At 43.1% G+C, this 26923-nt stretch carries 22 protein-coding genes; 6 read left to right on the top strand and 16 right to left on the bottom strand.

The window, feature by feature from the left end; translation table 11 throughout:
* The first annotated feature begins 3 nt into the window (after positions 1 to 3).
* On the top strand, positions 4 to 2445 hold the full coding sequence (locus tag OQY15_RS12470; protein WP_265792087.1) for a transglycosylase domain-containing protein: 2442 nt from the start codon (positions 4 to 6) through the stop codon (positions 2443 to 2445).
* A 73-nt stretch (positions 2446 to 2518) separates the two neighbouring features.
* Here OQY15_RS12470 and OQY15_RS12465 read toward each other — a convergent pair whose 3' ends face one another.
* Positions 2519 to 2869, bottom strand: a complete 351-nt coding sequence (locus OQY15_RS12465) for a GIY-YIG nuclease family protein (RefSeq protein ID WP_265792086.1) — start codon at positions 2867 to 2869, stop codon at positions 2519 to 2521.
* Positions 2870 to 3003: 134 nt separating this feature from the next.
* On the opposite strand from OQY15_RS12465, the gene OQY15_RS12460 reads away from it, so the two are divergent.
* Both OQY15_RS12460 and OQY15_RS12455 read left to right on the top strand, forming a co-directional pair.
* Entirely contained in the window at positions 3004 to 3780 is a 777-nt protein-coding gene (locus OQY15_RS12460) for a LexA family transcriptional regulator (RefSeq protein ID WP_265792085.1), read from the top strand.
* 121 nt (positions 3781 to 3901) lie between these two features.
* Positions 3902 to 4285, top strand: a complete 384-nt coding sequence (locus tag OQY15_RS12455) for a hypothetical protein (protein ID WP_265792084.1) — start codon at positions 3902 to 3904, stop codon at positions 4283 to 4285.
* Between the two features lie 65 nt (positions 4286 to 4350).
* Here the strand turns inward: OQY15_RS12455 and rplT are convergent, their stop codons facing one another.
* From rplT to OQY15_RS12385, 14 genes are all read right to left on the bottom strand, one after another.
* On the bottom strand, positions 4351 to 4695 hold the full coding sequence (gene rplT, locus OQY15_RS12450) for a 50S ribosomal protein L20 (protein ID WP_037439531.1): 345 nt from the start codon (positions 4693 to 4695) through the stop codon (positions 4351 to 4353).
* A 74-nt stretch (positions 4696 to 4769) separates the two neighbouring features.
* Positions 4770 to 4970 (bottom strand): 50S ribosomal protein L35, encoded by a 201-nt coding sequence (rpmI, locus tag OQY15_RS12445; protein WP_041887185.1) that lies wholly within the window; start codon positions 4968 to 4970, stop codon positions 4770 to 4772.
* A 26-nt stretch (positions 4971 to 4996) separates the two neighbouring features.
* Positions 4997 to 5566 (bottom strand): translation initiation factor IF-3, encoded by a 570-nt coding sequence (gene infC / locus OQY15_RS12440; protein WP_265792083.1) that lies wholly within the window; start codon positions 5564 to 5566, stop codon positions 4997 to 4999.
* A gap of 13 nt (positions 5567 to 5579) precedes the next feature.
* Positions 5580 to 7505 carry a threonine--tRNA ligase gene (thrS, locus tag OQY15_RS12435; protein ID WP_265792082.1) on the bottom strand — a complete coding sequence of 642 codons (1926 nt, stop codon included), beginning with the start codon at positions 7503 to 7505 and terminating at the stop codon, positions 5580 to 5582.
* A gap of 108 nt (positions 7506 to 7613) precedes the next feature.
* Positions 7614 to 8306 (bottom strand): ribose-5-phosphate isomerase RpiA, encoded by a 693-nt coding sequence (gene rpiA / locus OQY15_RS12430; RefSeq protein WP_265792081.1) that lies wholly within the window; start codon positions 8304 to 8306, stop codon positions 7614 to 7616.
* Between the two features lie 67 nt (positions 8307 to 8373).
* On the bottom strand, positions 8374 to 9402 hold the full coding sequence (locus tag OQY15_RS12425; protein WP_265792080.1) for a ChuX/HutX family heme-like substrate-binding protein: 1029 nt from the start codon (positions 9400 to 9402) through the stop codon (positions 8374 to 8376).
* Positions 9403 to 9435: 33 nt separating this feature from the next.
* Positions 9436 to 10224, bottom strand: coding sequence for a heme ABC transporter ATP-binding protein (locus tag OQY15_RS12420; protein ID WP_265792079.1), 789 nt, complete (start codon positions 10222 to 10224; stop codon positions 9436 to 9438).
* On the bottom strand, positions 10221 to 11267 hold the full coding sequence (locus OQY15_RS12415) for an iron ABC transporter permease (protein WP_265792078.1): 1047 nt from the start codon (positions 11265 to 11267) through the stop codon (positions 10221 to 10223). Before OQY15_RS12415 ends, OQY15_RS12420 begins: the two co-directional genes overlap by 4 nt.
* Complete coding sequence (locus OQY15_RS12410; protein ID WP_265792077.1) at positions 11264 to 12121, bottom strand: ABC transporter substrate-binding protein; 858 nt, start codon at positions 12119 to 12121, stop codon at positions 11264 to 11266. The genes OQY15_RS12415 and OQY15_RS12410 overlap by 4 nt, the downstream gene beginning before the upstream one ends.
* Before the next feature lie 75 nt (positions 12122 to 12196).
* Positions 12197 to 13273 carry an HmuY family protein gene (locus tag OQY15_RS12405; protein WP_265792076.1) on the bottom strand — a complete coding sequence of 359 codons (1077 nt, stop codon included), beginning with the start codon at positions 13271 to 13273 and terminating at the stop codon, positions 12197 to 12199.
* Positions 13274 to 13300: 27 nt separating this feature from the next.
* Positions 13301 to 15391 carry a TonB-dependent receptor gene (locus OQY15_RS12400; RefSeq protein WP_265792075.1) on the bottom strand — a complete coding sequence of 697 codons (2091 nt, stop codon included), beginning with the start codon at positions 15389 to 15391 and terminating at the stop codon, positions 13301 to 13303.
* 175 nt (positions 15392 to 15566) lie between these two features.
* Positions 15567 to 16217, bottom strand: a complete 651-nt coding sequence (locus OQY15_RS12395) for a response regulator transcription factor (RefSeq protein WP_265792074.1) — start codon at positions 16215 to 16217, stop codon at positions 15567 to 15569.
* Between the two features lie 9 nt (positions 16218 to 16226).
* On the bottom strand, positions 16227 to 17744 hold the full coding sequence (locus OQY15_RS12390) for a PAS domain-containing protein (RefSeq protein WP_265792073.1): 1518 nt from the start codon (positions 17742 to 17744) through the stop codon (positions 16227 to 16229).
* A 16-nt stretch (positions 17745 to 17760) separates the two neighbouring features.
* Positions 17761 to 20673: a CheR family methyltransferase gene (locus OQY15_RS12385; RefSeq protein WP_265792072.1), complete on the bottom strand. Its 2913-nt coding sequence runs from the start codon at positions 20671 to 20673 to the stop codon at positions 17761 to 17763.
* A gap of 234 nt (positions 20674 to 20907) precedes the next feature.
* Here OQY15_RS12385 and OQY15_RS12380 point away from each other — a divergent pair, with 234 nt between their 5' ends.
* From OQY15_RS12380 to OQY15_RS12370, 3 genes are all read left to right on the top strand, one after another.
* Positions 20908 to 21483 carry a YceI family protein gene (locus OQY15_RS12380; protein ID WP_265792071.1) on the top strand — a complete coding sequence of 192 codons (576 nt, stop codon included), beginning with the start codon at positions 20908 to 20910 and terminating at the stop codon, positions 21481 to 21483.
* A 120-nt stretch (positions 21484 to 21603) separates the two neighbouring features.
* A complete protein-coding gene (locus tag OQY15_RS12375) occupies positions 21604 to 22881 on the top strand; it encodes a nucleotide sugar dehydrogenase (RefSeq protein WP_265792070.1) in 1278 nt (425 codons plus the stop codon).
* Positions 22868 to 23857 (top strand): SDR family oxidoreductase, encoded by a 990-nt coding sequence (locus OQY15_RS12370; protein WP_265792069.1) that lies wholly within the window; start codon positions 22868 to 22870, stop codon positions 23855 to 23857. The genes OQY15_RS12375 and OQY15_RS12370 overlap by 14 nt, the downstream gene beginning before the upstream one ends.
* A 153-nt stretch (positions 23858 to 24010) precedes the next feature.
* Here OQY15_RS12370 and OQY15_RS12365 read toward each other — a convergent pair whose 3' ends face one another.
* Complete coding sequence (locus tag OQY15_RS12365) at positions 24011 to 26614, bottom strand: PAS domain S-box protein (RefSeq protein ID WP_265792068.1); 2604 nt, start codon at positions 26612 to 26614, stop codon at positions 24011 to 24013.
* Positions 26615 to 26923: the final 309 nt, after the last annotated feature.

Raw genomic sequence — 26923 nt, 5'->3', positions numbered from 1 at the left:
CAAATGTTTAAAGAGATCCAAAATAAGTACCTCCGATATTTTTCCATATTTATCTTTAGTATCATTATCTTTTTCTGTGCACTACAGCTCAATTTTTTATGGCTGTTTGGATATTCTCCCTCAATTCACGACATCAAAATGCCTACCCTCAGTGTAGGCTCAGAGCTCTATACAGCTGACGGTAAGCTGATCGGCAGATATTACAAAGAAAACCGTACCCCTGTAGATTTCAAACAAATTTCTCCTACTGTGATTAATGCTTTGGTAGCTACGGAAGATGTAAGGTTTTACAAACATATAGGGATTGATTTCCGCTCCCTCCTGTCCAGTGGAATCTCTACTGCTTCGGGGGATAAGAGGGGCGCAAGTACCATCACCCAGCAACTGGCCAAGAACATGTACCGTACAAGGTATAATAAGTCGCAGGGTTTAATCAAATATATACCTGTTGTCCGCACAATAGTTTCAAAGCTGAAGGAATGGATGACTGCCATTAAGCTGGAAGGCAACTATTCAAAAAATGATATCATCACGATGTATCTCAATACGGTATCATTTGGTAACAACAGCTATGGTATCAAGACTGCAGCAAGGATATATTTTGATAAGGAAACTGATTCGCTGAGCGTACCTGAATCAGCATTGCTGGTGGGAATGCTGAAGGGAACCTCAACTTATAACCCTGTCCGCTATCCTGAACGTGCACTGGAAAGAAGAAATGTTTCTTTGTCACAAATGAATAAGTACGGATACATCACCGCACAGGAGCTTGCAACCTACAAAAGTCTGCCCTTAAAGTTGAAAGAAGGAAGAGTTGATGAAGGAAGTGATGGCGATTCATACCTCAGGGCAGCTGTATCGAAATATCTCGAAAAATGGTGCAAAGACAACAAATATGACCTGTATGAAGACGGATTGAAAATTTACACCACCATTGATTCCAAGCTGCAAAAGTACGCAGAGGAAGCCGTAGCGGAGCAGATGAAGATTATCCAGAGAAGATTTTACAGCGTTTGGGGCAATGAAGATCCATGGCAGGACTCTGAAAAACATAAAGTAGATTATCCGGGACGTGCTATGCGCAACCTTCCGGTGTATGCGATGCTGGAGAAAAAGTTTGCGAACAACCCTGATTCAATCTCCGCCTATTTCAATAAAAAGAAGAAAATGAAAATCTTCTCCTACAAAGGAGACCGCGATACCCTCTTCTCTACCCTGGATTCCATCCGCTATTACGGCAAGATCATGAACACAGGAATGATGACACTTGATCCTTTTAACGGAAAAATCAAAGTATGGGTAGGTGGTGTAGATCATAAATTCTTTAAATATGACCACGTTAACCAGGCGAAGCGTCAGGCAGGCTCTACCTTCAAGCCCTTTGCTTACCTGGCTGCTTTTGAAAGTGGTATGAGTCCATGCGACACCTTTACAGATAAACCTGTAAGAATCAAATATGAGGAAGATGGGAAAACAGAATACTGGGAGCCGAGAAATGCCGACTGGAATACGACTTACCGCGAAATGTCCCTTCGTACCGCTATGGGGCGCTCCGTAAATACCGTGACCGCACAGGTAACTGAAAAGGTAGGTTGGGATAATGTAGTAAAATGGGCTCATGAATGTGGTATCGACAGTCACCTTCAGTCTGTACCATCGGTGAGTTTGGGTCCAAATGACGTTTCTGTTTTCGAAATGGTAAAAGCATATGGGACCTTCCTGAACAAAGGTGTAAGGACAGATCCTATTCTGGTGGAAAAGATCACTGATCAGGATAACAATGTAATAGAAGATTTTGTAGCGAAAACAAAAAGAGTACTTTCTGAAGAAATTGCCTGGCTGATGCTGTATATGTTCCGTGGAGGAATGGAAGAACCGGGAGGAACTTCTCAGGCACTATGGGAATGGGATCTCTGGAAAAAGAATAATCAGATTGGCGGTAAAACAGGAACCTCATCAGATTACGTAGATGCCTGGTATATGGGAATTACAAAAGACCTGGTGACTGGTGTATGGGTAGGATGCGATGAACGTTCTGCACACTTCAAAAATGGTGAAACTGGTGAAGGCTCACGCACAGCATTACCTATTTTCGCGAAATTTATGGAGAAGGTTTACCATGACCAAAGTACGGGTTATACTTACGGACCATTTCCTAAAGCTACAGTACCGATCACCCGCAGTATCAACTGCCCTACCCCCTCCTATGCTGTAGATACCGCAGTTACAGATAGTGTAGTGACGGACTCCCTGAATGTAACACCAGCCACCGAAACTGAAACAACAACTCAGGAAAAACAGGAAGAAACGAAAACTGAAGAAAAAAAGGCAGCTGAGCCAGCCCCAAAACAACTTCCTCCGCCACCGCTTAGCCGCAAGGAAGAGCGCGAGCTGCGAAGAAAACAACGACAGGAAGAACGGGAAAGAAAGAAAAACGAAAACTAAAAAAGCTATAAAGGCCAGCCGGAACTCAAAAACCAGCCGGCCTTTTTTATGTTGGTCCTCATATTCAGCTTTATTATGACATAATCGTCAGGGGCATTTTCACTTGTGTAGGCAATGGTCTGTTCATCGTGATATGTTCAAAATCAAGACCTATGGTAAGATCAATCCAATCAGGATTGCATGAACGTACCAAACGCTCCTTCTGCATCCTGGTGAATCTGCTGATCAGTTTAAAACGGCTCAGGGCTTGACTCTCGGTTTTGAATTCTTCAAAATAGACAAGACGGGTAAGCTGCTGGGCATTATCAAAAAACAGACTTGGCATCTGTTTATAAAAATCAAGCGTCTTAATTAAATCAGCGCTCATTCCAACGTGTAGACTGGTACGGTTTCTATCGGTTACGATGTAGACAAATTTTCTCATTGCTTTCAGCTTAAATTATTACCACTAATTAAATTAGTATATATATTTGGAGTACGAATAAATATTACTAACTTTATTGGTACAATAATACTAACTATTTTAGTATAAACAAATTATTTTTAATCTTTTATTTTATGTCAAATATTTCCAGCAATCTCAAATACCTAAGAAAGAAAAAAGGCCACACACAACAGCAATTCGCTGATTTGATGGGAATTAAAAGATCATTGGTTGGTGCGTATGAGGAAGACCGGGCCGAACCAAAATATGACTTACTAAAAAGAATAGCAGAATACTTCGAATTAACGATTGATGAGTTTATCAACGAAACCGTCAATGATAAGTGGAAACCACAATTAAAAAGCCAGGGATCCAACCTAAGGATACTCAGTATTTCTGTAGATCATAACGACAACGAAAACATCGAAATGGTACCGGTAAAAGCAAGTGCAGGATACCTGAATGGATTTTCAGATCCGGAATACATCAAGGAACTGCCAAAATTCCAGCTACCCCTACCTACGCTGAAACAAGGTACTTTCAGGGCCTTTGAAATCGTGGGTGATTCCATGCTGCCGATCCAACCCGGAAGTGTCATCATCGGTGAGTATATGGATAACTGGAATGATATCAAAACCGGTGATACCTATGTGATCGTCAGCAAAACTGAAGGCGTAGTTTACAAACGTGCAGGAAATAAATTCAAAGAAAATAAAGAATTAAAACTCATATCAGACAATAAAATGTATGATCCGTATCTGGTTGCAGCTGAAGATATCCTGGAAATCTGGAAAGCCAAAGCTTATATCAGTTCTACCCTGCCTGATCCAGCACCGGAACCCACAATAGAAACACTGACCAATATGATGTCACAAATGCAGAAGTCGCTTTCGCAGATGAATAAAAATTAATATTTACAGGATGCATTAAACTGTTTCCCTTTTTTCAGCTCAAAGAGATTAAACGACATAAAGATAAAAATGCCCCCGTGTCATCACAGGGGCAACAAGTTTTAAACCTCAATTCAAACAGATGAAAAAATTATTTTTGACCATCGCTATTGCTGTTATGGGATTCACTGCAAGTAATGCCCAGACTGCTGCTCAGAAAGAAAAAGCTACTCCTGCTCAAAAAGCAGAAAAAAGCACAGAAAAATTGCAAAAGGAACTTTCATTAAATGCAGACCAAAAAAAGAAGGTGTATGCTATAGAACTGGAAAAGTTTCAGAAATCCGAGAGTCTTCACAAATCTGGTACAGCTGCGAAAAGCGCAATGAAAGATCAGCAGAAAGCGATTAAGAAAGCCACGGAAGCAAAACTTGATCAAGTGCTTACAGCAGAACAAAAAACAAAGCTGGACGCTATCTACGCCGAGAAAAAGGCGAAGAAAGACAAAAAGAAAGCTGCTAAGGCTTAATCAGAATTTCAATTCAAAAAAAAGGCTACCTCATATGAGATAGCCTTTTTTGTACTTAGTTATTTCTATTTAACTGTATCAATTACAGCTTTGAAAGCCTCAGGGTGATTCATAGCTAAATCAGCTAAAACCTTACGGTTTAAACCAATATTTTTGGTAGCTAATTTACCGATCAGTTGAGAGTAAGAAATACCGTGCTGACGAGCTCCAGCGTTGATACGTTGGATCCACAATCCGCGGAATTCTCTTTTCTTAACTTTACGGTCACGGTATGCATATTGCAAACCTTTTTCAACCGTATTTTTGGCTACAGTGAATACTTTACTTCTTGATCCCCAATAGCCTTTGGCCATATTAAGGACTTTTTTCCTTCTTCTTCTCGAAGCTACTGCGTTTACCGAACGTGGCATAGTGTTGTTGTTTTTTGATAAACGGTGTTGCGTATTTCAGCAAACTTACTACCGGGTACCTGGTTAAAAATTAATTATTTACCGATAGCAAGCATACGCTTAACGTTGCCCATATCAGCAGCTGACACCATTGAAGTGTGACCTAAATTACGCTTACGTTTTGTAGACATCTTTGTCAAGATGTGGCTTTTGTATGCGTTCTTTCTAGCGATTTTACCTGTTCCAGTAAGCGAGAAACGCTTTTTAGCACTGGAATTGGTTTTCATTTTTGGCATAACCTGTGTTTATTTATGTAACTTATTTATTTTTTTGCAACTTTTGGAGCAAGCGTCAGGAACATTCTTTTACCCTCTAATTTAGGTAACAATTCAACTTTTCCTATGTCTTCCAAAGCCTGTGCAAACTTAAGCAACAGGATTTCTCCCTGCTCTTTGTAAACGATTGCCCTACCTTTGAAATGTACGTATGCTCTCACTTTTTCGCCACTTTCCAAAAAACTCTGCGCATGTTTCAGTTTAAACTGAAAATCATGATCATTCGTATTAGGACCGAAACGGATTTCCTTAATTACTGTTTGCTTAGCATTTGCCTTAATCTCTTTTTGCTTTTTCTTTTGCTCGTAAACAAATTTGCTGTAATCGATTATTCTACAAACCGGAGGCACTGCGTTAGGTGATATCTCTACCAGATCCAGTTCCAGTTCATCCGCAAGGGCTAAAGCTTTTGCCAAAGGATAAATCCCCGGTTCAACATTATCTCCAGCTAATCTGACCTCCTGGGCCCTGATAAACTGATTAATATTATGTTCTGCTTCTTTTTTCTTAAAAGGAGGACGTGGTCCCCTGTTAAATCCTGGTCTGCCTAATGCCAAATTTATATATTATTTAAACTGTAATTTCTTTAATTAATAATTCTCTGAACGCCTCGATTGTCATCTCGCCTAAATCTCCCTCACCATGCTTCCTCACTGACAACTTACCTTCCGCCATTTCCTTTTCACCGATTATCAGCATGTAAGGCGTCTTTTTAACCTCTGCGTCCCTGATCTTCCTCCCGATCTTCTCATCGCGGAAGTCAATCAAACCGCGAATATCGGAATTATTTAGTTCATCTGAAACTTTTTTAGCATAATCTTCATACTTTTCTGAAATAGGAAGGATTATGAATTGTTCCGGTGAAAGCCATAACGGGAAATTACCTGCACAATGTTCAATCAATACAGCAACAAAACGTTCCAGTGAGCCAAATGGCGCTCTGTGTATCATCACCGGTCTGTGTTTCAGGTTATCACTGCCAGTATATTCAAGTTCAAAACGCTCCGGCAAATTGTAATCCACCTGGATTGTTCCCAGCTGCCATTTTCTACCCAAAGCATCTTTTACCATGAAGTCCAGTTTCGGACCATAAAATGCAGCTTCGCCCAATTCTACAACTGTAGTCAGGCCTTTTTCAGCAGCGGCATCAATGATGGCAATTTCAGCAAGTTTCCAGTTTTCATCTGTTCCGATGTATTTTGATTTGTTCTCAGGATCTCTCAATGATACCTGCGCAGTATAATCATTAAAACCTAATGATTTAAATACGTACAGCACCAGGTCGATCACCTTCTTAAACTCATCTTTTACCTGATCCGGTCTGCAGAACAAGTGTGCGTCATCCTGAGTAAACCCACGCACCCTTGTCAGGCCGTGTAGTTCTCCGCTCTGCTCATAACGGTAAACCGTACCGAATTCAGCAAAACGTAAGGGAAGATCTTTGTAAGAACGCGGTTTAACTTTATAAATCTCACAATGGTGAGGACAGTTCATTGGTTTTAAAAGGAACTCCTCTCCCTCCTGCGGAGTTTTGATCGACTGGAAGGAGTCTTTACCATATTTATCCCAGTGACCTGAAGTCACATATAAATTTTTATGACCGATATGCGGAGTGATTACCTGCTCATACCCGGCTTTCCCCTGTGCTTTTGTTAAAAAGCTCACCAGGCGCTCACGCAAAGCAGTTCCTTTAGGCAACCATAAAGGCAGCCCCATTCCTACCTTATCCGAAAAAGCAAATAACTCCAGTTCTTTACCCAATTTTCTGTGGTCGCGCTTTTTCGCTTCCTCGATCATCTGCAAATATTCTGTCAGCTCGCTTGCTTTGGGAAAAGTTACCCCATAAATTCTTGTGAGTTGCTTTTTTGTCTCATCCCCTCTCCAGTAAGCACCTGCAACGTTCATCAGCTTCACGGCCTTTACAAAGCCTGTATTTGGAATATGCGGACCACGGCACAGATCTGTGAAGGCACCCTGTTTATAAAAGGTAATCTTTCCGTCTTCCAGACCCTGCAACAGGTCAAGCTTATATTCGTCGCCCTTTTCAGTAAAGTAATTGATTGCATCACCTTTAGAAACACTGGTACGCTCAAAAACTTCTTTCTGTTTCGCCAGCTCCATGAATTTGGTCTCAATCGCCTTGAAATCGTCCGAAGAGAACTCATGGTCACCAAAGTCCACATCGTAATAAAATCCTGTTTCAATAGCAGGGCCGATACCGAATTTAGTACCCGGATATAGTGCCTCAAGGGCTTCTGCCATGATATGCGCAGATGAATGCCAGAAGGTAGCCTTACCGGCAGTGTCATTCCAGGTCAGTAATTTTACAGAAGAGTCTTTTTCAATTGGTCTGGATGAATCCCAGACTTCACCGTCTACTTCGGCAGCGAGCACGTTGCGTGCTAATCCTTCAGAAATGGATAAAGCAATTTGGTGGGCGGTAATCCCACTTTCGTACGGACGGACAGAGCCATCCGGTAATGTAATGTTAATCATCTACAACTATGATTTATATGTGAATGAAATGAAATATTTAATCATCACTTACAAGGTGATTTGATAAGACAAAGATAAGGATTTAAGCAACAACCGGAGAAACGAATCTTATTTAGTATAAGTAATGGCTTCATTTCCCTGTCCCACGATAACTACAGCCGCCAGGTCAACAAACAAGCCATGGGCCAATATACCTTCAATTTGGTTCAGCTTTTCTGACAGGCCGGCAGGGTCGGCGATCAGGCCGAAATCTGCATCTACAATCAGGTTGTGATTGTCGGTGATATACTGCTTGCCATCTTTCATTCTCACGTTTCCGGTACCACCAAGCTTCGTCATTGCGCGCAGTACATAATTCAGCGCCAGCGGCACTATTTCTACAGGTACTTTGAACTTGCCAAGCTGTTCTACTTTTTTTGCAGCATCGGCAATGATGATTTCTTTTTTTGTGAGCGAGGCCACAATCTTTTCCCTGAAATGGGCCCCGCCTCCCCCTTTGATCAGATTCAGGTTTTCGTCAAATTCATCTGCGCCGTCAATAGTTACATCGATGTACTCTACATCATTCATATCCAGCAACTCTATTCCAAGAGAAGTGGCAAGGGCAGCAGTATGCTCAGAGGTCGGCACACCTTTGATTTTGAATCCATTTTTCACAAGTTCCGCCACTTCGAGAATAGCGTAATAAGCAGTAGAGCCTGTTCCCAGGCCTACGATATCATGATCACGAATGTATTTAACAGCTTCACGAGCAGCAACCTGTTTTTCCAGATCTTTTGTATTTGTTGGTTCCTTATCCAAAATATTTAAACTTAGAGGGTTAGTTATGCGCCCTAAAATTAGCAAAATATCTTGTGTATGGCAATGATTATAAAATCACAGCCAATTCATTAACCGTCAATCTCCAGTTCTCATTTTCAGGGATTCCAGGCTTACGTTTGCCAAAAAACTGCACAATGATTGAACCTTCGCTATCAAACACTTCAATACTCGTGACAATACCATCTTCAGTCGGCTTTTTCACCAGCCATACAGCAGCAATTCCGTCCTCACGCAAATGCATATTAAAATCAGGATCAAGCACATTGAACCAGGGGCCGGCCTGCACCAGTTTTTTTACAGGACCAGTATGAATCTGAATACATCCTTTGTTACCGGTAAACACCATAATCTCCAGACCGGTATCAGAAACCTTTTGAAAAATATCTTTCAGTGACTTGTAGGAAATCTGTACCGCATGTCCTTCCGGCGCCAGACGCAAACCCTGAGTTCTGCTGACACCAAATTTTCGCAGTAAGGCATGAAAGGCGTGCGTGTCTGTCAGGCTGAGCCACTGCTCACGGAAACCAGCGGCATCAATCTCTGCATCGGGTTTTTCCGTGGCAGCAGCCTTATCTTTTACAATCTCCAGCGCCGCATGCTGATCCGCTGCGGTAAAATGATCCACCAGTGTTTCAAAGGCTGCGACATCACTGGTTTCGCCAAGGTAAATCTTATGAATAGCCTCGCCGTCTTTAGCAAAAAACTGCAGGCTTTTACGCCCGTTTTCATCTACGGCAAATACTGAAGACCAGGCCGACATAAACAGGCGCAGATCAATATCAGGGTTGACGGCAAGACCCATTGGTCCGGAGAATGATAAATTACTGTACACACCTTTGCGTTCATGCACGCAATAATCATTACGTGTCAGTGCCATCACCTTTCCCAGCGACTCCACGCTCTTCAGGATTTCCTGAAATTCGTTTTTCAAACGGATGACCGAAGTACCTGTGGCGGTCGCTAACAACTCAGCTTCAGTGGTACCTAATTGTTTGGCTGCATCTCTGATTCTTACCTTAGGGTTCTCAATTTTAAAAGCATCCCACTGGCTTCTCAATTCTATAATCTCACTCATGTCTTTGTCTTTAATCAATTAATACTTTATTTATTATAGTTTATTCTGACTCATGGCAGGAATAACCAGCGGACAACTATATCCTTCACAGGCCATCAGCTTTACGTTGATGCTGAAAGTTTCATGGATGTTCTCACAACTGATCACCTCAACGGGCGGGCCCATGGCTACCTTCCTGCCTGCCTTCAACATCAGGATCTGATCTGCAAAACGGGAGGCAAAATTGATATCATGCAATATACAAATTACACAATAACCTTTGTCGGCCAGCCGCCGTGCCAGCTCCATCATTTGCTGCTGGTATAAAAGGTCCAGTCCATTGGTAGGTTCATCCAGAAACAGACAGGCATCAGGGCAGTCATACACCTGCGCCAGCACGCGCGCCAACTGGACACGCTGCTGCTCTCCGCCGGAAAGTGTATTATAGTCTCTGCCCGAGAGATGTGTGATTCCCGTTTCTTCCATCGCCAGCTGCACCACTTCCAAATCCCTTGCTGCAGGAACCTGTTCAAAATGAGGATACCTTCCCATCATCACCAGCTCAGTCACGATGAAAGATACGGAGATCGTACTCTGCTGTGATAATACGGCACGCTGTTTCGCAAGTTCCGGAAGTGTATACTGCTGAAGCCGCTTCCCACGAAAATTGATATTTCCGTAACTGGGTGTAATCTCCCGGCAGAGCAATTTCATCAGGGTACTTTTTCCTGCACCATTGGCACCGAGGATAGCAAGCAATTCGCCCGACTTCAGCTCAAAGCTCAAGCGATGCAGCAGTTCCTTATTACCTACCTGGTAAGACAGTTCATTTACTTCTATCATATGTTACTTTTATTACGCTCCGTAATGATAATGTATAAAAATACGGGTGTTCCGATCAGCGCCGTCAAAATGCCAATGGGCAGTTCAGCAGGCACAACGATGGTCCTCGCCAGCAGGTCGGCCAGGGTCAGCAGTGCTGCACCCAACAGTGCAGAGCCCGGAATCACCAGCCTGTTATCTGCAGTAAAGGTCATTCTGATAATATGCGGCACGATCAGCCCGATAAATCCAATGGTGCCTGCCACTGCTACAGAAGCCCCTACTGCAATTGTTGCCAGTACGATAATAATTCTCTTCAGGTTACGGACATCAATACCCATATGGAGCGCCTCAGCATCTCCCAGTGCCAGCGCATTTAAGGATTTAGCAATCAAAGGTAATACCGCAACAGGGATTAGAATAAAAGGTAAGATCCCTGTTACCGTTTCCCAGCTCGCACCTCCCAGGCTACCCAGGCTCCAGAAAGTAATCGTACGCAACTGCTCGTCTGTAGCCATATAAGTAAGCAATCCCGTAAAAGCACCCGCCAGCGCATTAATTGCGATGCCCGACAGCAGTAAGGTTGTCGTCACCGTTCTGCCGTTTCTGACAGACAAGCGATATACGACGCTTGTAGTGATACAGGCCCCGGTAAAAGCGGCAAGCGACAAGGCATAAAAGCCCGATATGCCACTCAGGGACCTGAAGAATCCTACCTCCAGCACAATCATCAGTACAGCAAATAAGGTCGCTCCTGAAGAGATGCCGATTAAACCTGGCTCTGCCAGTGGATTTCTGAACAGCCCCTGCACCGCCGCACCTGATATCCCCAGTCCCGCGCCAATGAGCACACCGAGAAAAACTCTCGGGAGTCTGATGTTCAGCAATACCGCTGCCTGCTGCGGCTTAAAATGAGTAGTTCCGGAAAAACCTGCCTGTTTTCCAAGGATACCGGTCAGTTCAGCAAAACTGATACTCACTGCGCCTATACAGGAGGATAAAACCATTGTTCCGACCAGCAGGACAAACATTGCCATTAATATATATCCGGTATTTCTCGTCACTTAATTTTGGAGGCTAATTCCTGAATGGCAATCCCTAACCGCGGACCAAAGCTGCTCAGCAATTCGCCATCCATGGTAATAATTTTATTGTTTTTCCCGGCATTTGTCTGCTTTATGCCCTGCACCTTCGTCAGTCCCGCAGCACCTCCCAGACTTTGGAGACCACTGTCGAACAACAAGATGATATCAGGATTGGCTTTCACCAAAGCCTCAGCTGTCAGCGGTTTATAATCTGCAAATGCTGTCACTGCATTTTGTCCACCGGCCAGGCTGATCGCCTGATCAATTGCCGTACCTGTTCCGCCCACCATCATGGTTCCGGTACCACGGGCATATATAAATAGTACTTTCGGTTTTTTATCCGCTGCGGCAACAGCAGGAACCTTCGAGAGATCAGCCTCCAGCACCTTAACTACTGAATCTCCTTTCGCTTTGGCATGTAAGCTGTCCGCCAGGAAATGGATGAGTTTTTTGGTGCCTTCCACGGAATATTCCTGATCTGCCAGCAACAGTTTCACACCCGCAGCTTTAAATTGTGCAGCCAATGCCGGGCTTACTTCTTTCTTCAGACCGATGATCAAATCTGGCTGCAGCGCCATCACGCCTTCGGCATTGATATTCTTATTGTGGCCAACTTTTGGCTTCGCCTTCAGGCTTTCAGGATAATTGCTGGTAATATCTGTACCAGCGATATTCTTTTCCAGTCCCAGTCCTGCCAGCACTTCAGATACTGCCCCGTTCAGAGAGACAATCTTTGTACTGTCCGGCAAGGCCGCAGTAGTTTCTTTGGTATTGTTATTACATGCTCCCAGGCTTAATACAAGCAGAGCTAAGGGTAAAATATTTAGTTTCATAATCGGATTTTAAAAATAAAAAGGCGGCTTCCGTTAGCACGCGGAAGCCAGCCTTGCACAACAAACTAACCAAGTTTAGGCCTTTTTAACCAGCTTATATTCTACTACCGGTTTACCTCTCACCCCACTGTCACTGGCGTGGAAGCTGATAAATTTCAATTTGTATATATTTCCTGCAGGATCCTTAACCAGGTAAAAACGATCTGTTTTCACACCAGCGGTACCTGTGGTTGATCTCCAGTTTGAACCGATCACATCTCTTGTTCCCAGGAAGCTGATCCCTGTAAGATTGGCCTCTGTGAAGTTTGCATAGGTAACCGTGCTGTTTGCAGCATTTCCTGAGAAGATTACTTCAGCGGCCGTAGCACCTCCAACAAAATTGAGGATCACGAAATCTGAATACGTATAAGGAAGAGTTGCGTTTGCTTTATATGTTGAAAGCCCCCATTCTATATCCCATGCTGCTTTTTCGGGCTCTACCGCCACTGCGCCGCTAACAAAAGAGACATATTTGAAGTTGAACGCCGCATCTTTTGCAATATTCAGTGTTTTAAAAGTTGTCTCATTAATTTTGGCATATTGCAGGGTATAACCACTCGCATTACGGATCACACGTATTTTCTGCCATCCCCTGTTGCCGGTAACGCCGGTTGCACCACGGTTCATAATATATACTTTGTTATCCGCTTCAGTGGCAGAGACTGCCTGTATCACTGTGCCTGCCAGATAAGATGCAGCATTGCCTTCAACCGGATCAATGATGCTGAATGTACCCAGTCCCTGCCCAACAGCCAGGGTTGAAGATGCTGCCAGAGCAATGGTATCTGCTGCTGTCACCTCATTCAGGTTGTTTTTGCTAAGCGCAATCGCAGTGGCGCCAACGCTGTGATTGAGGATCACCCTGTAGTCTGTTCCAGAGTAAAAACCTAAATCCCAGGAAGCACGCGCCACCGGTGTTTGTTTATCGGTGCTGAAGTCTACAAATACGCTATTTCCAGCGCTTGCACCATCTTCAGCACCAATAAGGCCGTTCAATGTTAAGGTACTGCCGTCTGAGGCAGGTACCGTAACGATTGGATCATCATCTTTGCTACAGGCCGCGAACGCAGCAGTAAAACAGAAGAGAGCAATGATTTTAGTAAATTTTTTCATGATGTGTTTAGGGTATTTTATAATTGTTTATTGGTTAAAATTGAAACTTAGTCCCAGCACGTACGACCTTCCGTAGTTCAGGGGAACTGAGCCCCCGGAACTGTGTGCCGATGTATTCACAATAGCTGTATTGCTCAGCATTTTGGTATCAAAAAGGTTCTTTATCCCGGCATTCAGGTTCAGTGATTTCAATATATTTTGTGTGAACATAAGATCTGCTGTGGTGAAGGCGCCGACTTTCGCCAGTCGCACCTGCTCCAGATTGTCCAGCGTAGCCAGTTCATACAAAGGTCTTTTGCCGGTATACTTAACAGCTAAATTTGCAGTGGTTCCCGTTTTCCTGAAACTGTAGGTGATATTTGTATTTACTTCCGGCGTCCAGACAAACTCGGGAGATTCCCCATACTGCTCCTCAGATTCGCTGTACTGGTTGTAAGTCCCAATGTAAGAAAAGCCTAATGATGCCTGCCAGTCTCTCAGGTAAAGGGTATTTTCAAAAGTTCCGCCGGTAGTTTTGTATTTTGCGATGTTAATCAGTGTGGTGATCGTTGGATCCGCTACCGAAAGCCCGTAATCAATTCTGTTTCTGAAGTTATTATAGAATCCGCTCAGCACTGAACGAAAGCGAAGGTCATCCTGGGCTGTTTCGGATAGGGACAGGGAAGCCGTAAAACTATTGGATTGCTCCGCCTTCAGGTTTTCATTACCCATAATCGAGTGGCTGGCATCAAAGAAGTCATAATATAATTCCCGCAGTGCCGGAGAACGGAAACCACTCGCATACCCGAATCGCAAATCCAGTATATCATTTAACCTGATCTTGGTATTGAGGGAAGGAATAACCGGAGGAGCATCATATACAGAGTTGCTGATGAAACGTAAGCCCGGACGGATCGTTACGTCTTTAAACAATTTCAGTTCCGAGGAGATAAAAAATGCATAATCATTGATCGATGGAGAACCAGAGATCCTGGCCCCGCTGGCATTGTCCAGATTGATCTCCACACCCGGCTGGAACGAAGCGCGCTCTGATAATTTATACTGGGCAGTGGTACGGATATTGGTCGACTGAAATTTAGAGATATCCTGTTCCCCTGCCCCGGTAGATAGCTCTTCATTTCCTGTGGTGTAATCATGCACTACCGTTTTAGTTCTGCGTTTCAGATTTGAGAGTCCAACAATGCCACTCAGCTGCAAGCGTTCATTTACTGTATAATCGCCGTGTAACTGCTGACTGTACCTGTTGGTGATATATTTCTGATCGGTAGATCTGAAGTTATTAGGGTTATACGCACCTTTGCTGTCGATTGTTTCATCCACATGATCCAACCTGTACCATACATTGAAATTGCTCTGCGCATACCCGAACCTTGTATTCGCCAGCCATTGTTCTTTTGGCTTCCATCGGTTCGTATTGGCAGCAATTTCTTCTGCAGTAGCCAATGCTCCCGGAAGGTTATAACCACCAAAATCATTATGCGTCAGCCCCCCCAGAACATTCCAGCCTTTATTCTGCCAGGCGGCGCCAACATGCTGCAAATGTGAACCGTCCTTACTGAAGGCTGAGTAAGAGCTGCCAACAGTCTCTTCCTGAATACGGGCATTGATATTGACGGTTTCTTTAACAGGAGATTTAGTGATGATATTGATCACACCTGCCAGTGCATCCGTTCCATAAGAAACGGAAAGCGGTCCTTCTACAATTTCAATATGGTCAACCGTGTTGATATCAATCTGGTTTAAACTTTCACGTGTATCGCTTCTGTCTACCATAGGTACTCCGTCAAGCAGAATCTTTACATTCCTGCCCGTCATTCCCATCATCTGGATATCGCTTGTGCCAAGAGTAATGTCATTTGAAAATCGAAAACCAAGTTCAGTGTTGAGTACCTGCTGGATGTTGGTTGCAGCACGCAAGCGAATACGTTCAGCAGTGATGATGCGGGTCTGATACACAGAGTTTCTAAGGGATTGCGGCTGATATTGTCCGGTTACGACTACCTCTTTTAATGCATTTCCAAGAGAATCAGTGGCGTTCTTTCTCCTTCCGGATTTATCCTGCGCATATGAATTTACAGTGAAGACAAACACAGCGGAAAGAAGTACTACAGTTCTCATTAATGTATCTATTTAGAATAAGTTTAAATAATGATACAAGTATAGGGAGTAATCTAGAATAATTCCAAATAAAATATAAATTAATTACAACTGACTGTTTATCAATGATACTTAATAAAAAAAGCACCAGTAATTGGTGCTGCGATCATATCAAACAAGAAGAAATTCTGTTATTTTACTGGACGATTCCGCTGAGAACGGCAAATCTGATCAGGGCGGCCGTATTTCTTGATCCTGTTTTCTCGATCAGGCTTTGCCGGTGTCCTTCGATAGTTCTTTTGCTGACGTAAAGCTTGTCTGACATTTCATTGTTCGTCAGCCCCTCTGCGATCAGGTGCAGGACCTCGATCTCTCTCATAGAGAAATCTATATCTTGATGAGATTTATCAAATGCCGGGTTCACAGTATGCATCAGCTTGTCCAGCAACTGGACAGACAACTCTGAGCATACATATTTGCCTCCTGAATGGACATGTTTGATTGCAAAAAGAAGCTCATCTGCGCTTACGCTTTTCAACAGGTATCCTGAAGCTCCCTCTGAGAAAGCCTGGGATAAGTATTTTTCATTATCCAGCATGGAAAGCATAACGATCTTAATTTCCGGGTTATGGATCTTGATTTCCCTGATCAGTGCTATTCCATCCATTTCGGGCATATTGATATCAGCCAGTATCATATCCACTTCTATTCCTTCGGCAAGCATCCTCAATACCTCAATACCATTCACCGCTTCACCCTTGATCCTGATTTCCTTATCAGCTCCAAGCAGCAAACTGATTCCATTACGGACAATATTGTGATCTTCTGCTAATATCAGATTTATCATTTTATAATTTTAAGTTGAAACCGGTGGAAGGTTCAGCGCCATTGAAACTGTCAGTCCTTTCTTAGAAGAGTTGAACTTGACTTTTCCATTTAAAAGATAGACCCTGTTTCTGATGCCACTCAAACCAGAACCACTTTTAGTGGCTTCCTCTATAGTTGTTTTCAGTCCAGTCCCGTTATCCTGCACTTTTATCAGCACCTGCTGATCTTTACAGCTTACTTTTATTTCGGCCCTGCTGGCCCGGGCATGTTTGATACAATTACTGATCATCTCCTGGATCATCCTGAAAATATACAGTTGTACCTCCTCACTTAAAGAATCTGCATTGTTATCAATGAATGCATCTATTTTAAACTCTGGACTACTCGTACGCTGCGCCATTTCTCTGATACCTGCTACAAAACCAAAGTCTTTCAGAACAGAAGGTGTAAGTTCATAGGAAAGTTGTCTGGTCTCCCTGATCGCCTGATCCAGTAATTCATTTACATTATTAAACTCACCTTTCAACTGATGGTTGCGCTGTACACTTTCAATATTCAGCCGAATACCATAAAGTATCTGGCAGACACTATCATGGAGCGCACTGCTGATGGTATTCCTTTCTTTTTCCTGAGCTGTTAATGTGGCCAGCATTATCAGTTTTTGCTGATCGTTTCTCAGCGTTTCGGCCTCCTTCTCCATCCTCTTTTTTTCGGTGATATCCATCAGGATTCCCGCAAAATAAGATTTGTCATCCTGAACAGTGATTTCATGCCCCTTGGCAGCAATATGTTTGATCTGATCACCATCAATCAGGATCCGGAATTCCAGATCAATTTCTTTGAGACCATTCAACGCATTTGTCAGATGTTCCCTAACCTGTACCTGATCTTCAGGATGCACAATTTCGATCAGACTCTTAATAGTACCCTGAAATGTCCAGCTGTCCATTCCCATGATATGGACACTGTGCGTATCAAGAAACACCTTATTCGCATCCCATTCTATTGTCCATGTTCCTGTTGCTGACGCTTTTAAAGTCATCTCCAGGCGATCTTTCGTTTCCTTCAGTACCTTCTGTGCATTCCTGCTTTCAGTAATATCAATCAGTGTAATGTAATACTTGATTTCCGTAGCGATCATGCTCGATATGACGATTCCTTCCATCCTCGTATACACAATCTGATCATGCGGTAGCAGCAGTTTTATTTCCGAACTCTGCTTACCATCATTATTTTGCATTCTATGCAAAAAGTTGTAGAAATCCTGCCAGGAGTTTGGCGCTATAAAACTCTGGAACCTTCTGCGGATGATCGTCTGCTTTGACATATTCAGCAAATCAACACCATTCTGATTGGCTTCCTCAACAACACCCAGGTAGTCAAGGATAAAATACCCCACGGGCGCAAGATCATACAAACCCACGAATTTTGCCCTTTCCTGATCCAGGGTTGCATACGAAGCTTTGAGTTCATCATTCTGCATCTCCAGTTCCAGCTGGTAAACCTGGAGGTCATTGAGCAAAATGTTGATTTCTTCCGCAGTCATATTAGTCTGAGAATCCCTAGCCACTGTGATGAGTTTTGAATGTGAGTAATGAAACCAATGATTTCCCCTTTTCGTCCTTGCTGATATGCTGAATTTTAGCAAAGAAACTTCTTATGCCCAGGCCCATAAATTCCTGCTGGATAAAAACCTCCTCAGTACCTGATGAATTCAGCAGTACATCAAGTTTGTCCGTTTTCCATTTGTTATGAATAATTTCCATCAGTGGTTCTGCGATGATTTCTTCCTCTTTTAACTTAAACTGTTCCAGAAATATATCACTGGCTACGATCACCTTTCTGTCCTTATCGAGGATCAGAGCTGCATCAGGTAAAACATTGACCATGTTTCTGGCGTAATCAAGGAGACTGGTCAATTTATTTTCCATCGCCTTTACCGGTGTAATCTTGGTAAAGGTAACTACCGCCCCGCTGATGAAGTTATCCATGGTACGGTATGGCATGATCCTCAGGTTATACCACTCGTCTTTTTTAGTGCTTACCTCCAGCTCTTTGCCCACCAGCTTTTCTATGACCTCTGTGATCGCATCTTCCAGAAAAGGGTATTCAAAATTTGATACAATATGAGTTATTGAACGGCCAACATCACCGGGAATCATGTTAAAAAGCCGCGTGACTTGTGGTGTGAACCTCAGAATATTCAGCTGGTTGTCCAAAAAGATAGTTCCTATCTCCGTATTATCAAGCAGGTTTTTCATATCATTATTCAGCTGTGTAAGTTCTTCAGCCTTATTCTGATACTGCAGGTTGATGGTCATGAGCTCCTCATTGAGCGACTGCATCTCCTCCTTGGTGGTCAGCGCCTCTTCATTCGTACTCTGTAATTCTTCGTTGGTACTTTGCAGTTCCTCATTTGTAGACTTTAATTCCTCAAGCGAGGTTTCCATCTGTTCAATGGTACTGTGCAGCTGCTGCTTGGTGTAAATCAGTTCCTTTTCCAATTCTTCAATTGCCCCCTGTCGGGTAGGATCGCTATTCTTCGCCTGGTCGGCGCGTCTTTTCTTGACTAGTCCGTAATCATTGAAAGTAATCAGGAGCATGTCCTGCAAGGGTACCTCTACAATGTAGTCTACCCTGAAACCAACCAGATAGGTTTGGCCCCCATCTTTCACTTTAATCTCCGGAACTTCAACTTTATCCTTTTTCTCCCAGACCTGATGCAATGCATTCCCGATCGCATACCTGAGTTCTTCTTTCGCAAGGCGATGAATATTAAAGATTGCCTCGCCAGAATTGATCTGCATATATCTCGATGTTTGCCCGTTGATATATAAAATATCACCCCTTTCGTTCAGTAAGAGCGAGGTGGGTGTGAAATTCTCAAGCAATATCTTATGGAACGTTTCCGCCATGGGACTTTTCAGACTTTTCACTGGTAAATGAATTTTCAGGTTTTTATTGGTTTGATTAGCCACATGGAAAGGAAAGTCAAGCATGGTCCCCAATGCAGCGGTACCCTCTTTTTTCTGGAATATTTTCCACTTGTTTTCCAAACTGGTAAAGCTGTCCCCGAAAGTGCCCACAGACTCTGCCGGACCGAGGAAAAGGAGTCCGTTGCCTGACAGAGAATAATGAAAAACAGGAATGATCTTCTTTTGCAGTTCTGAGGTAAGGTAGATCAGTACATTCCGGCAGCAGAGCAGATCTAATCGTGTAAAAGGAGCATCTTTAATCAGGTTATGCTGTGCAAACACAATCATCTCCCGCACTTCCTTTTTAACCACATAACCTTCATTAACCTTGATAAAAAAGCGATTGAGTCGTTCAGGCGAAATTTCCGAAGTGATATTGGAGAAATAACTGGCTGATCGCGCATGGTCTATCGCCTGGGGATCCAGATCTGTTGCAAAAATCTGCAGTTTTGGAACCTTGGCTGTTTTCAGCGTATCCAGAAATTCTATCACCAGCATGGCAACGGAATAGGCTTCCTCACCTGTAGAACATCCTGCAATCCAGATCCTGATCGGGTCGCCCGGCTTTTTCAGTGCCAGAAGAGGATACAGCTTGCTCTTCAATGCATCAAATGCATCCCTGTCTCTGAAGAATTTCGTGACACCGATCAGCAGCTCATTAAAAAGCAGCATAATCTCACTGGGATTCTCACGCAGGTAATTAATATAATCCAGGTAGTCTGTAAGCTGATGAAAGGCAATACGCCTTTCGATCCTGCGGACAATGGTACTTTTCTTGTACAGCGTGAAATCATGGCCCGTATTGGAGCGCAACAGCATCAGTATTTTCTGAAGATGTGTATGATTACTATGGTTCATGGTGAATTCAGATTCTTCCTGTGGTTCCCGGATCGCAGGATGATTCAGATACTGGATCAATTTCACTGGCATGTCTTCCGGGGCCAGAACATAATCGACCATATTTGTTTTGATAGAAGTACTCGGCATACTGTCAAACTCTGCTGTTTCAGGGTCCTGGACCATCACAAGTCCAAGTTTTTCCTTGATCATCCTTACTCCTGTTTCTCCATCTGCGCCCATACCTGAAAAAATTATTCCCACCGCTTTGGCCTGCTGATCTTCCGCCAGGCTCTGCAGAAAATAATCAATGGACATATGCGCTCCTTTATATCTCGAAGGTTCCATCAGCAACAATCGTCCGTTATGGATACCCATATCTTTTCCAGGGGGAATGATATAAATATGATCTGGCTCCACTTCCACTCCATCTGTTGCTTCCCTGATCACCATGGCCGTGATCGGTTGCAGTACCGAAGCCACATCAGCGATATGCGATTTATCAAGATGCATAATAATGACAAAGGCCATCCCACTTTTGATGGGCATATGCATAAAGAATTTTTCAAAAGCATGAAATGATCCTGCGGATCCGCCCATACCGATAATTGGAAAAGAAACCTTAGGCTTTCCCGCCCCGTTAAATTTTGTTTGTTGAGTCATTTTATTGTTTCAAACATAATAGGAGTAAAATACTCATAAAATTTCCAATTACAAAAATATATTAAACCGGAAAATACATATACAAAATAACACATAATTATGCGCACAATTCACATCTCCCTCATTGATAACAGGCAAAACCACCAATTGTTAATCAGATTCACTTTCTTATCATACATCAATAACGCAATCAATTATTTGTTACAACTTTGATTTATTAAAAAATTCAAAGACATGAAAAAATTATTCGTTCTATTATTTGCTGCTTCAGCGGCTTTATCTTCTTTAACTGCATCGGCACAAACCTGGACAGCTGACAAGTCACACTCTAAATTGGGTTTCAGCATTACCCACATGATGGTAAGTGATGTTGAAGGTTCATTCAAAACTTTCGAATCAACTATCGTTTCTTCTAAACCTGATTTCAGTGATGCCGTTATCAACCTGACTGCAGACATCAATTCTGTGAATACTGAGGACGAAAAAAGAGATGGACACCTGAAAAGCGCTGATTTCTTTGATGCTGAAAAATATCCTAAGCTGACTTTCAAAAGCACTTCAATTAAAAAAGTAGCTGCCAACAAATACAAAGTGAATGGACAGTTAACACTTCACGGTGTAACTAAAGCTGTTGTTTTGGATGCAGTATTAAGAGGAACAACTGTTAACCAGGCTAAAAAAACTGTTGCTGGTTTCAAAGTAACAGGTACAATCAAAAGAGCTGATTTCGCTTTAGGTACCAAATACCCGAATGCAATGCTGAGCGACGAGATTGCACTGAATGCAAATACAGAATTTGTAAAAGACTAATTTTTCTGCCAAAGCAGAACAAAAGCCTCTCATCCCAAAGGATGAGGGGCTTTTTAATAAAAATTAAGATTCTGATTTATTTCGATAAATTGCAAGCCGATTGTTTGACCGAAATAAATAATGACAGAGATTAACAAGGACACACATATAGCCATTATCGGCTTAGGTTATGTTGGTCTGCCACTTGCCGTAGCTTTTGCAAAATATTTTAAAGTCACCGGATTTGATATTAATCCCGGAAGGATTGCAGCATTAAAGAGCGGAGTTGACAGCACTCTTGAGATCAGTACTGAACAGCTGAACGAGGTATCGCATAACCTTTCGTTCAGCAACGAACCCATTGACATTCAGTTTGCCCGTGTATATATCATCACGGTACCTACTCCAATTGATAAATATAACCACCCTGATCTTCAGCACCTTTACAGCGCAAGCAGAACTGTAGGACAGTATCTCAAAAAAGGTGATCTTGTGATTTATGAATCTACGGTTTATCCCGGAGTTACTGAAGATGAATGTGCTCCGGTATTGGCACAAGTATCAGGTCTGGTTTTTAACAAAGATTTTTCATGTGGCTATTCTCCGGAGCGTATCAATCCGGGCGACAAGGAGCATACGCTCACACAAATCGTAAAGATTACCTCAGGCTCCAATCCGCTGGCAGCAGAAAACGTAGACAAATTATACCGCTCGATTATTACAGCTGGAACATATCCTGCTTCAAGCATTCGTGTTGCCGAAGCCGCAAAAGTGATAGAAAATGCACAACGCGACATCAATATCGCCTTTGTGAATGAACTGGCAAAGATCTTTAACCTGATCGGACTGGACACGCATGATGTTTTACAGGCGGCAGGAACAAAATGGAATTTTCTTAATTTCAAACCTGGTCTGGTGGGTGGACATTGTATTGGTGTAGACCCCTACTACCTTGCCCAGAAAGCGCAGGAAGCAGGATATCATCCCGAAATCATCCTGGCAGGCAGAAGACTCAATGATGGTATGGGACAATATATCGCCGATGAAGTGATCAAGCTCATGGTCCGCAAACAAATTCAGGTCACCGGCAGCGAAGTATTGATTCTGGGTTTCACCTTCAAAGAAAACTGTCCGGATGTAAGAAACACGGGAGTAATCGATATTGTCAGCCGTCTGAAAGAGTATCATGTCAATATCTGCATTCAGGACCCCTGGGCAGACCCGGAGCAAGTCCTGCTCGAATATGGAATCACCTGTCAGAACGGAGAAGTCACAGGACGCAAATTCGATGCAGTGATCGGTGCTGTCGCACATCAGGAGTTCAAATATGCCGACATTGCCAGTCTTTCCAAAGAAAACACTGTTGTATACGATATCAAAGGGATGTTTGATCCGGAAATGACCCATGGCAGACTCTAAGCAATTATACCACACCGCTGATCTCAGCACAAGCAATTTCCTCGTAACCGGGGGAGCTGGCTTCATTGGTTCTAATCTGATCAGATATCTTTTGAGTCATGGTGCAGGAAAGGTTCGGATACTGGATAATTTGTCTACCGGCTTCAAAAAAAATATTGATGAATTTACTGACCATCCCGCTTTCGAGTTTATCGAAGGAGACATACGCGATTTGGAGACCTGTAAGCGAGCCTGTAAAGGAATCGACTATATCAGTCACCAGGCAGCTTTAGGTTCCGTACCGCGCTCTATTTACGATCCTATCACCACAAATCAGGTCAACGTTGATGGTTTTATGAATATGCTCGTAGCTGCAAGGGACGAAAAGGTAAAAAGAATGATATACGCTGCTTCTTCATCAACCTATGGGGATAGCAGGGATTTACCTAAGAGGGAAGAGAAAATCGGAAATCCACTCTCACCATACGCGGTTACCAAACTGGTGAATGAACTTTATGCAGATGTTTTCCGCAAGAGCTATCAGCTGGATAGTATCGGACTCAGATACTTCAATGTCTTCGGACCGAAACAAGATCCTGAAGGCGCATACGCTGCCGTGATTCCCCTGTTCATCAGAGCCGCACTAAACGGAAGTCCTGCACTGATCAACGGTGAGGGGAACCAGACGCGCGACTTCACGTATATCGAAAATGTGATCCAGGCAAACGTCAAAGCTATGTTATACTCCGGCACCCTGCCTCACCAGGTTTACAATGTGGCATGCGGCGAACGCATTTCGCTGAACGACCTCTGGGCACTCATCAAGAGCCTGAATAATTCCGGCTCCGGAGAGATCCACCGCGAATCCAGAATAGGGGATATCCAGGACTCACTGGCAGACATCAGCAGGATCAGAACTGACCTCGGATACCATCCGTTTTTTTCCGTAAAAGACGGCCTTAAACTCACCCTTTACTGGTCTCAAAACAAGCAGTAACCAATAATGAGTAGCTTCATTTAATGCCCGGATTTTACTCAAAAAACATGAGCCAATAAACAAAGTCAAGTTTTTATTCTAAACTAATTTTCAGATACTTAACATATGTCATATAAAGTCATTAATCACAAATAGTAAGAAGGAGAAAATAGATTAAAATGCGGACTTTTGCGTAGGTATACAGAAGAAAAATTTACTGCCATGTCCTACCACACTTTCCACCCAAATTTGTCCGCGATGCCTCTTCACAAAGTCGAGACAAAGCTCCAGTCCCAAGCCCGTCCCCTTCTCCCCGGAAGTTCCGTAAGTCGTGTAGTGAGAACTCTTTTTCCATAACTGATTCACAATATTTTCAGACATGCCGTTGCCGGTATCACTGACCGAAAACAGGATATCCCCGGCCCTCCGTGTTGCGGCCACAACCACCGTTCCCCGGGCAGTAAACTTGATCGCATTTGATACCAGATTCCGGATAATTGTATCCAGCATATCCCTGTCAGCATATAGCTTCAAACCTTCATCAACATGTTCAATCAATTCTATATTTTTAGCTTCGGCCATTGGCTTAAGACGCTTCAGACAGATCATGATCTGCAGCTGCACATCCTCGATCAATACCGGATTAAAATCCAGAGAATCGAACTGATTTTTTGCCCATCGCAACAGATCTTCGAGCAGTTCATTGGCATTCTGCAATCCTGATTCCATCCTGGAGATATACTCCATCAGATCATCTTTAGTAGCATCATCGACATCCATCATGGCCAGCTCTGCAAGTTTCAAACTGGCCGCAACAGGGTTCCTCAGGTCATGCCCTACGATAGAGAGCAATTTTTCCCGGTGGAGGTTCAAGGCCTTCAACTCTGTGTTTAATGATGTCAGTTCATTTTCCTGCAACTTTCTCAGCGTAATATCCCGTATAGAGCCCTCAGAGCCGATGACCTCATCATCCTCGATAATCAGCCGGGCATTTACTGAGGCGTAGCGCAACTCACTGTTTTTAGTCTTCAGCTTAACCTCAAAATCAATGACGGAATAATCCTGCCGTAAAACATTCACAATCCTATCCCGGTCTTCTTTGAAATAATAAAAATCGATTGCAGGATGGCCGATAATATTTTCACGCTTATCGCCATAGTACTTCTCTATCGAGGGGCTGATTTCAGTAATCACCCCATTCTGATCAGTACGGTAATAAATATCCTGTGTATTCTCAAATATCTTGCGGTATTTCTCTTCGCTGATAGCCATGGCATGTTCAGCCTCCTTAATCTTGGAAATGTCCTGAATCTGGGATATCAGGCGAACAGGCTTACCGCTGGCTTCCCTGACCAGCGAGACACCCAGCAATACCCAAACAGGCGTACCATCCTTATGAACATAGCGTTTTTCCATATGATAGCTTTCCCGCCCGCCTTCGATCAGTTCATTGAGAAGTTTGATATTCAGAGGCACATCTTCAGGGTGAGTGATATCTACAAAGCTGAGTTTTTTTAACTCCTCTTCAGTATATCCGAGCATGTCGCACAAACTCTGGTTAGCCCTCTGACACCTCCCTGCAATATCAAATAAAGCCATGCCGATGGCAGAATATTCAAATGCACCCCTGAACTGTTCTTCACTCAGCCTGATCATGTTTGCCGCCAGATGTCTTTCTGTATCATCTATGATCATCAGACTATTGACAAGGTTACCTTCTGTATCAGTATAGATAGATGAAGACATAGAACAGGGAAAATGCTCGCCGTTTTTGCGGATTCCAATGAGTTCTGCAGCAGCCTTTCCTAACCTTTTACGGGTTTCCAGGAACACCTTTAAGTTGGGATCTTCCAGATCAAACAGGTCGCCGCGCCCAAGTGCTCTGAATTCCTCAAGTGTATATCCGAACATATCCAGTGCAGCCTGATTGGCTTCCAGCACCATTTGGTCAGGAATGGTTTGCAAAAAAGCAGAAAGCGAGTTTTCAATAATTGACCGGTATTTAATTTCACTGTTGGCCAATGCAATCTCCTGCAGCTTCTGAAGCTGTATGTCCTGGAATATCCCATATACCCGCACAGCCACACCATCAACCAGATCAACATTCCCCTGCACCTTTATCCACAGCTCATTCCCGCCCGCAGTAATCAGTTGAAGCTCCAGATTGTAGCTCTCTCCCTTTTCTACTGCAGCCACGAAAGCAGCTAAAATGGTATTTCTGTTCTCCCCTTCTTTAAAAAAAGCGATCGCAGTTGTCAGGTTAGGAATATAATCCTCCGGAACCTCATGCAGTTGCTTGGTTACGGGAGACCAGTATATTTCATTCTTAAGCAAATCAACTTCCCAGGCACCTACCCGGGCAACTTCGTTGGATTGCTCATAGAGGTCGATCATTCTCCTGGAATAAGCTTCCTTTTCATCTCTTTCAGTAATTAACTCCATGTAAACCAGCACCCCGGCAATTTCATCTGAATCATCACTCCAGGACTGCAATTCCCAGCGGACAGGCCTTTTCAATCCATTCGGAAAAATGAGCTGATCATATTTACCGGCATGACGTCCACCAGCAAGCACCTCATGATAAGCAGGGATCCAGTCTTTTTCATCAACACGAAACAATTCGGTATGACATTTACCGGAATGGTCATCACCTAACTTAAAATCACTCTTCCACTTCGCTGAAACTGCCAGATAACAAAACTGCCTGTCCAGAAGTGCGACTGCAGAAGGAGACTTGTTAACGACATTACGGAGAGAATCGGTTACGTTATTTGCCATAGTATTTGATTAGAAACCTGAAATTTACCCCTGATAACCTGGAATTATCATAAGCGAGTATAACGTTTGTTCCGCAAAAAACCATGACTTTTGTAATAAAATCATGACAATGCAATATTTTTATAATTACTTACTGCATTTTACAAATACAGTTATACCTGTAAATTAATACGTAAAATTCTATTATTAGGTTTAATACAGGAGTTAATATTCGTCAGATTTATCGATTATTCATATAAATCTTTTATAGACTCATTTTATATCCCTGCAGAATCCTTAACTCCGGGCCGGAGTTCCTTTGAATCAGAA

The sequence above is a fragment of the Pedobacter sp. MC2016-15 genome (genome assembly GCF_026239695.1).
Taxonomy (GTDB): domain Bacteria; phylum Bacteroidota; class Bacteroidia; order Sphingobacteriales; family Sphingobacteriaceae; genus Pedobacter.
The sequence above is the reverse complement of the archived record's forward strand: the minus strand, read 5'-3'. Positions and strand labels throughout refer to the sequence as shown.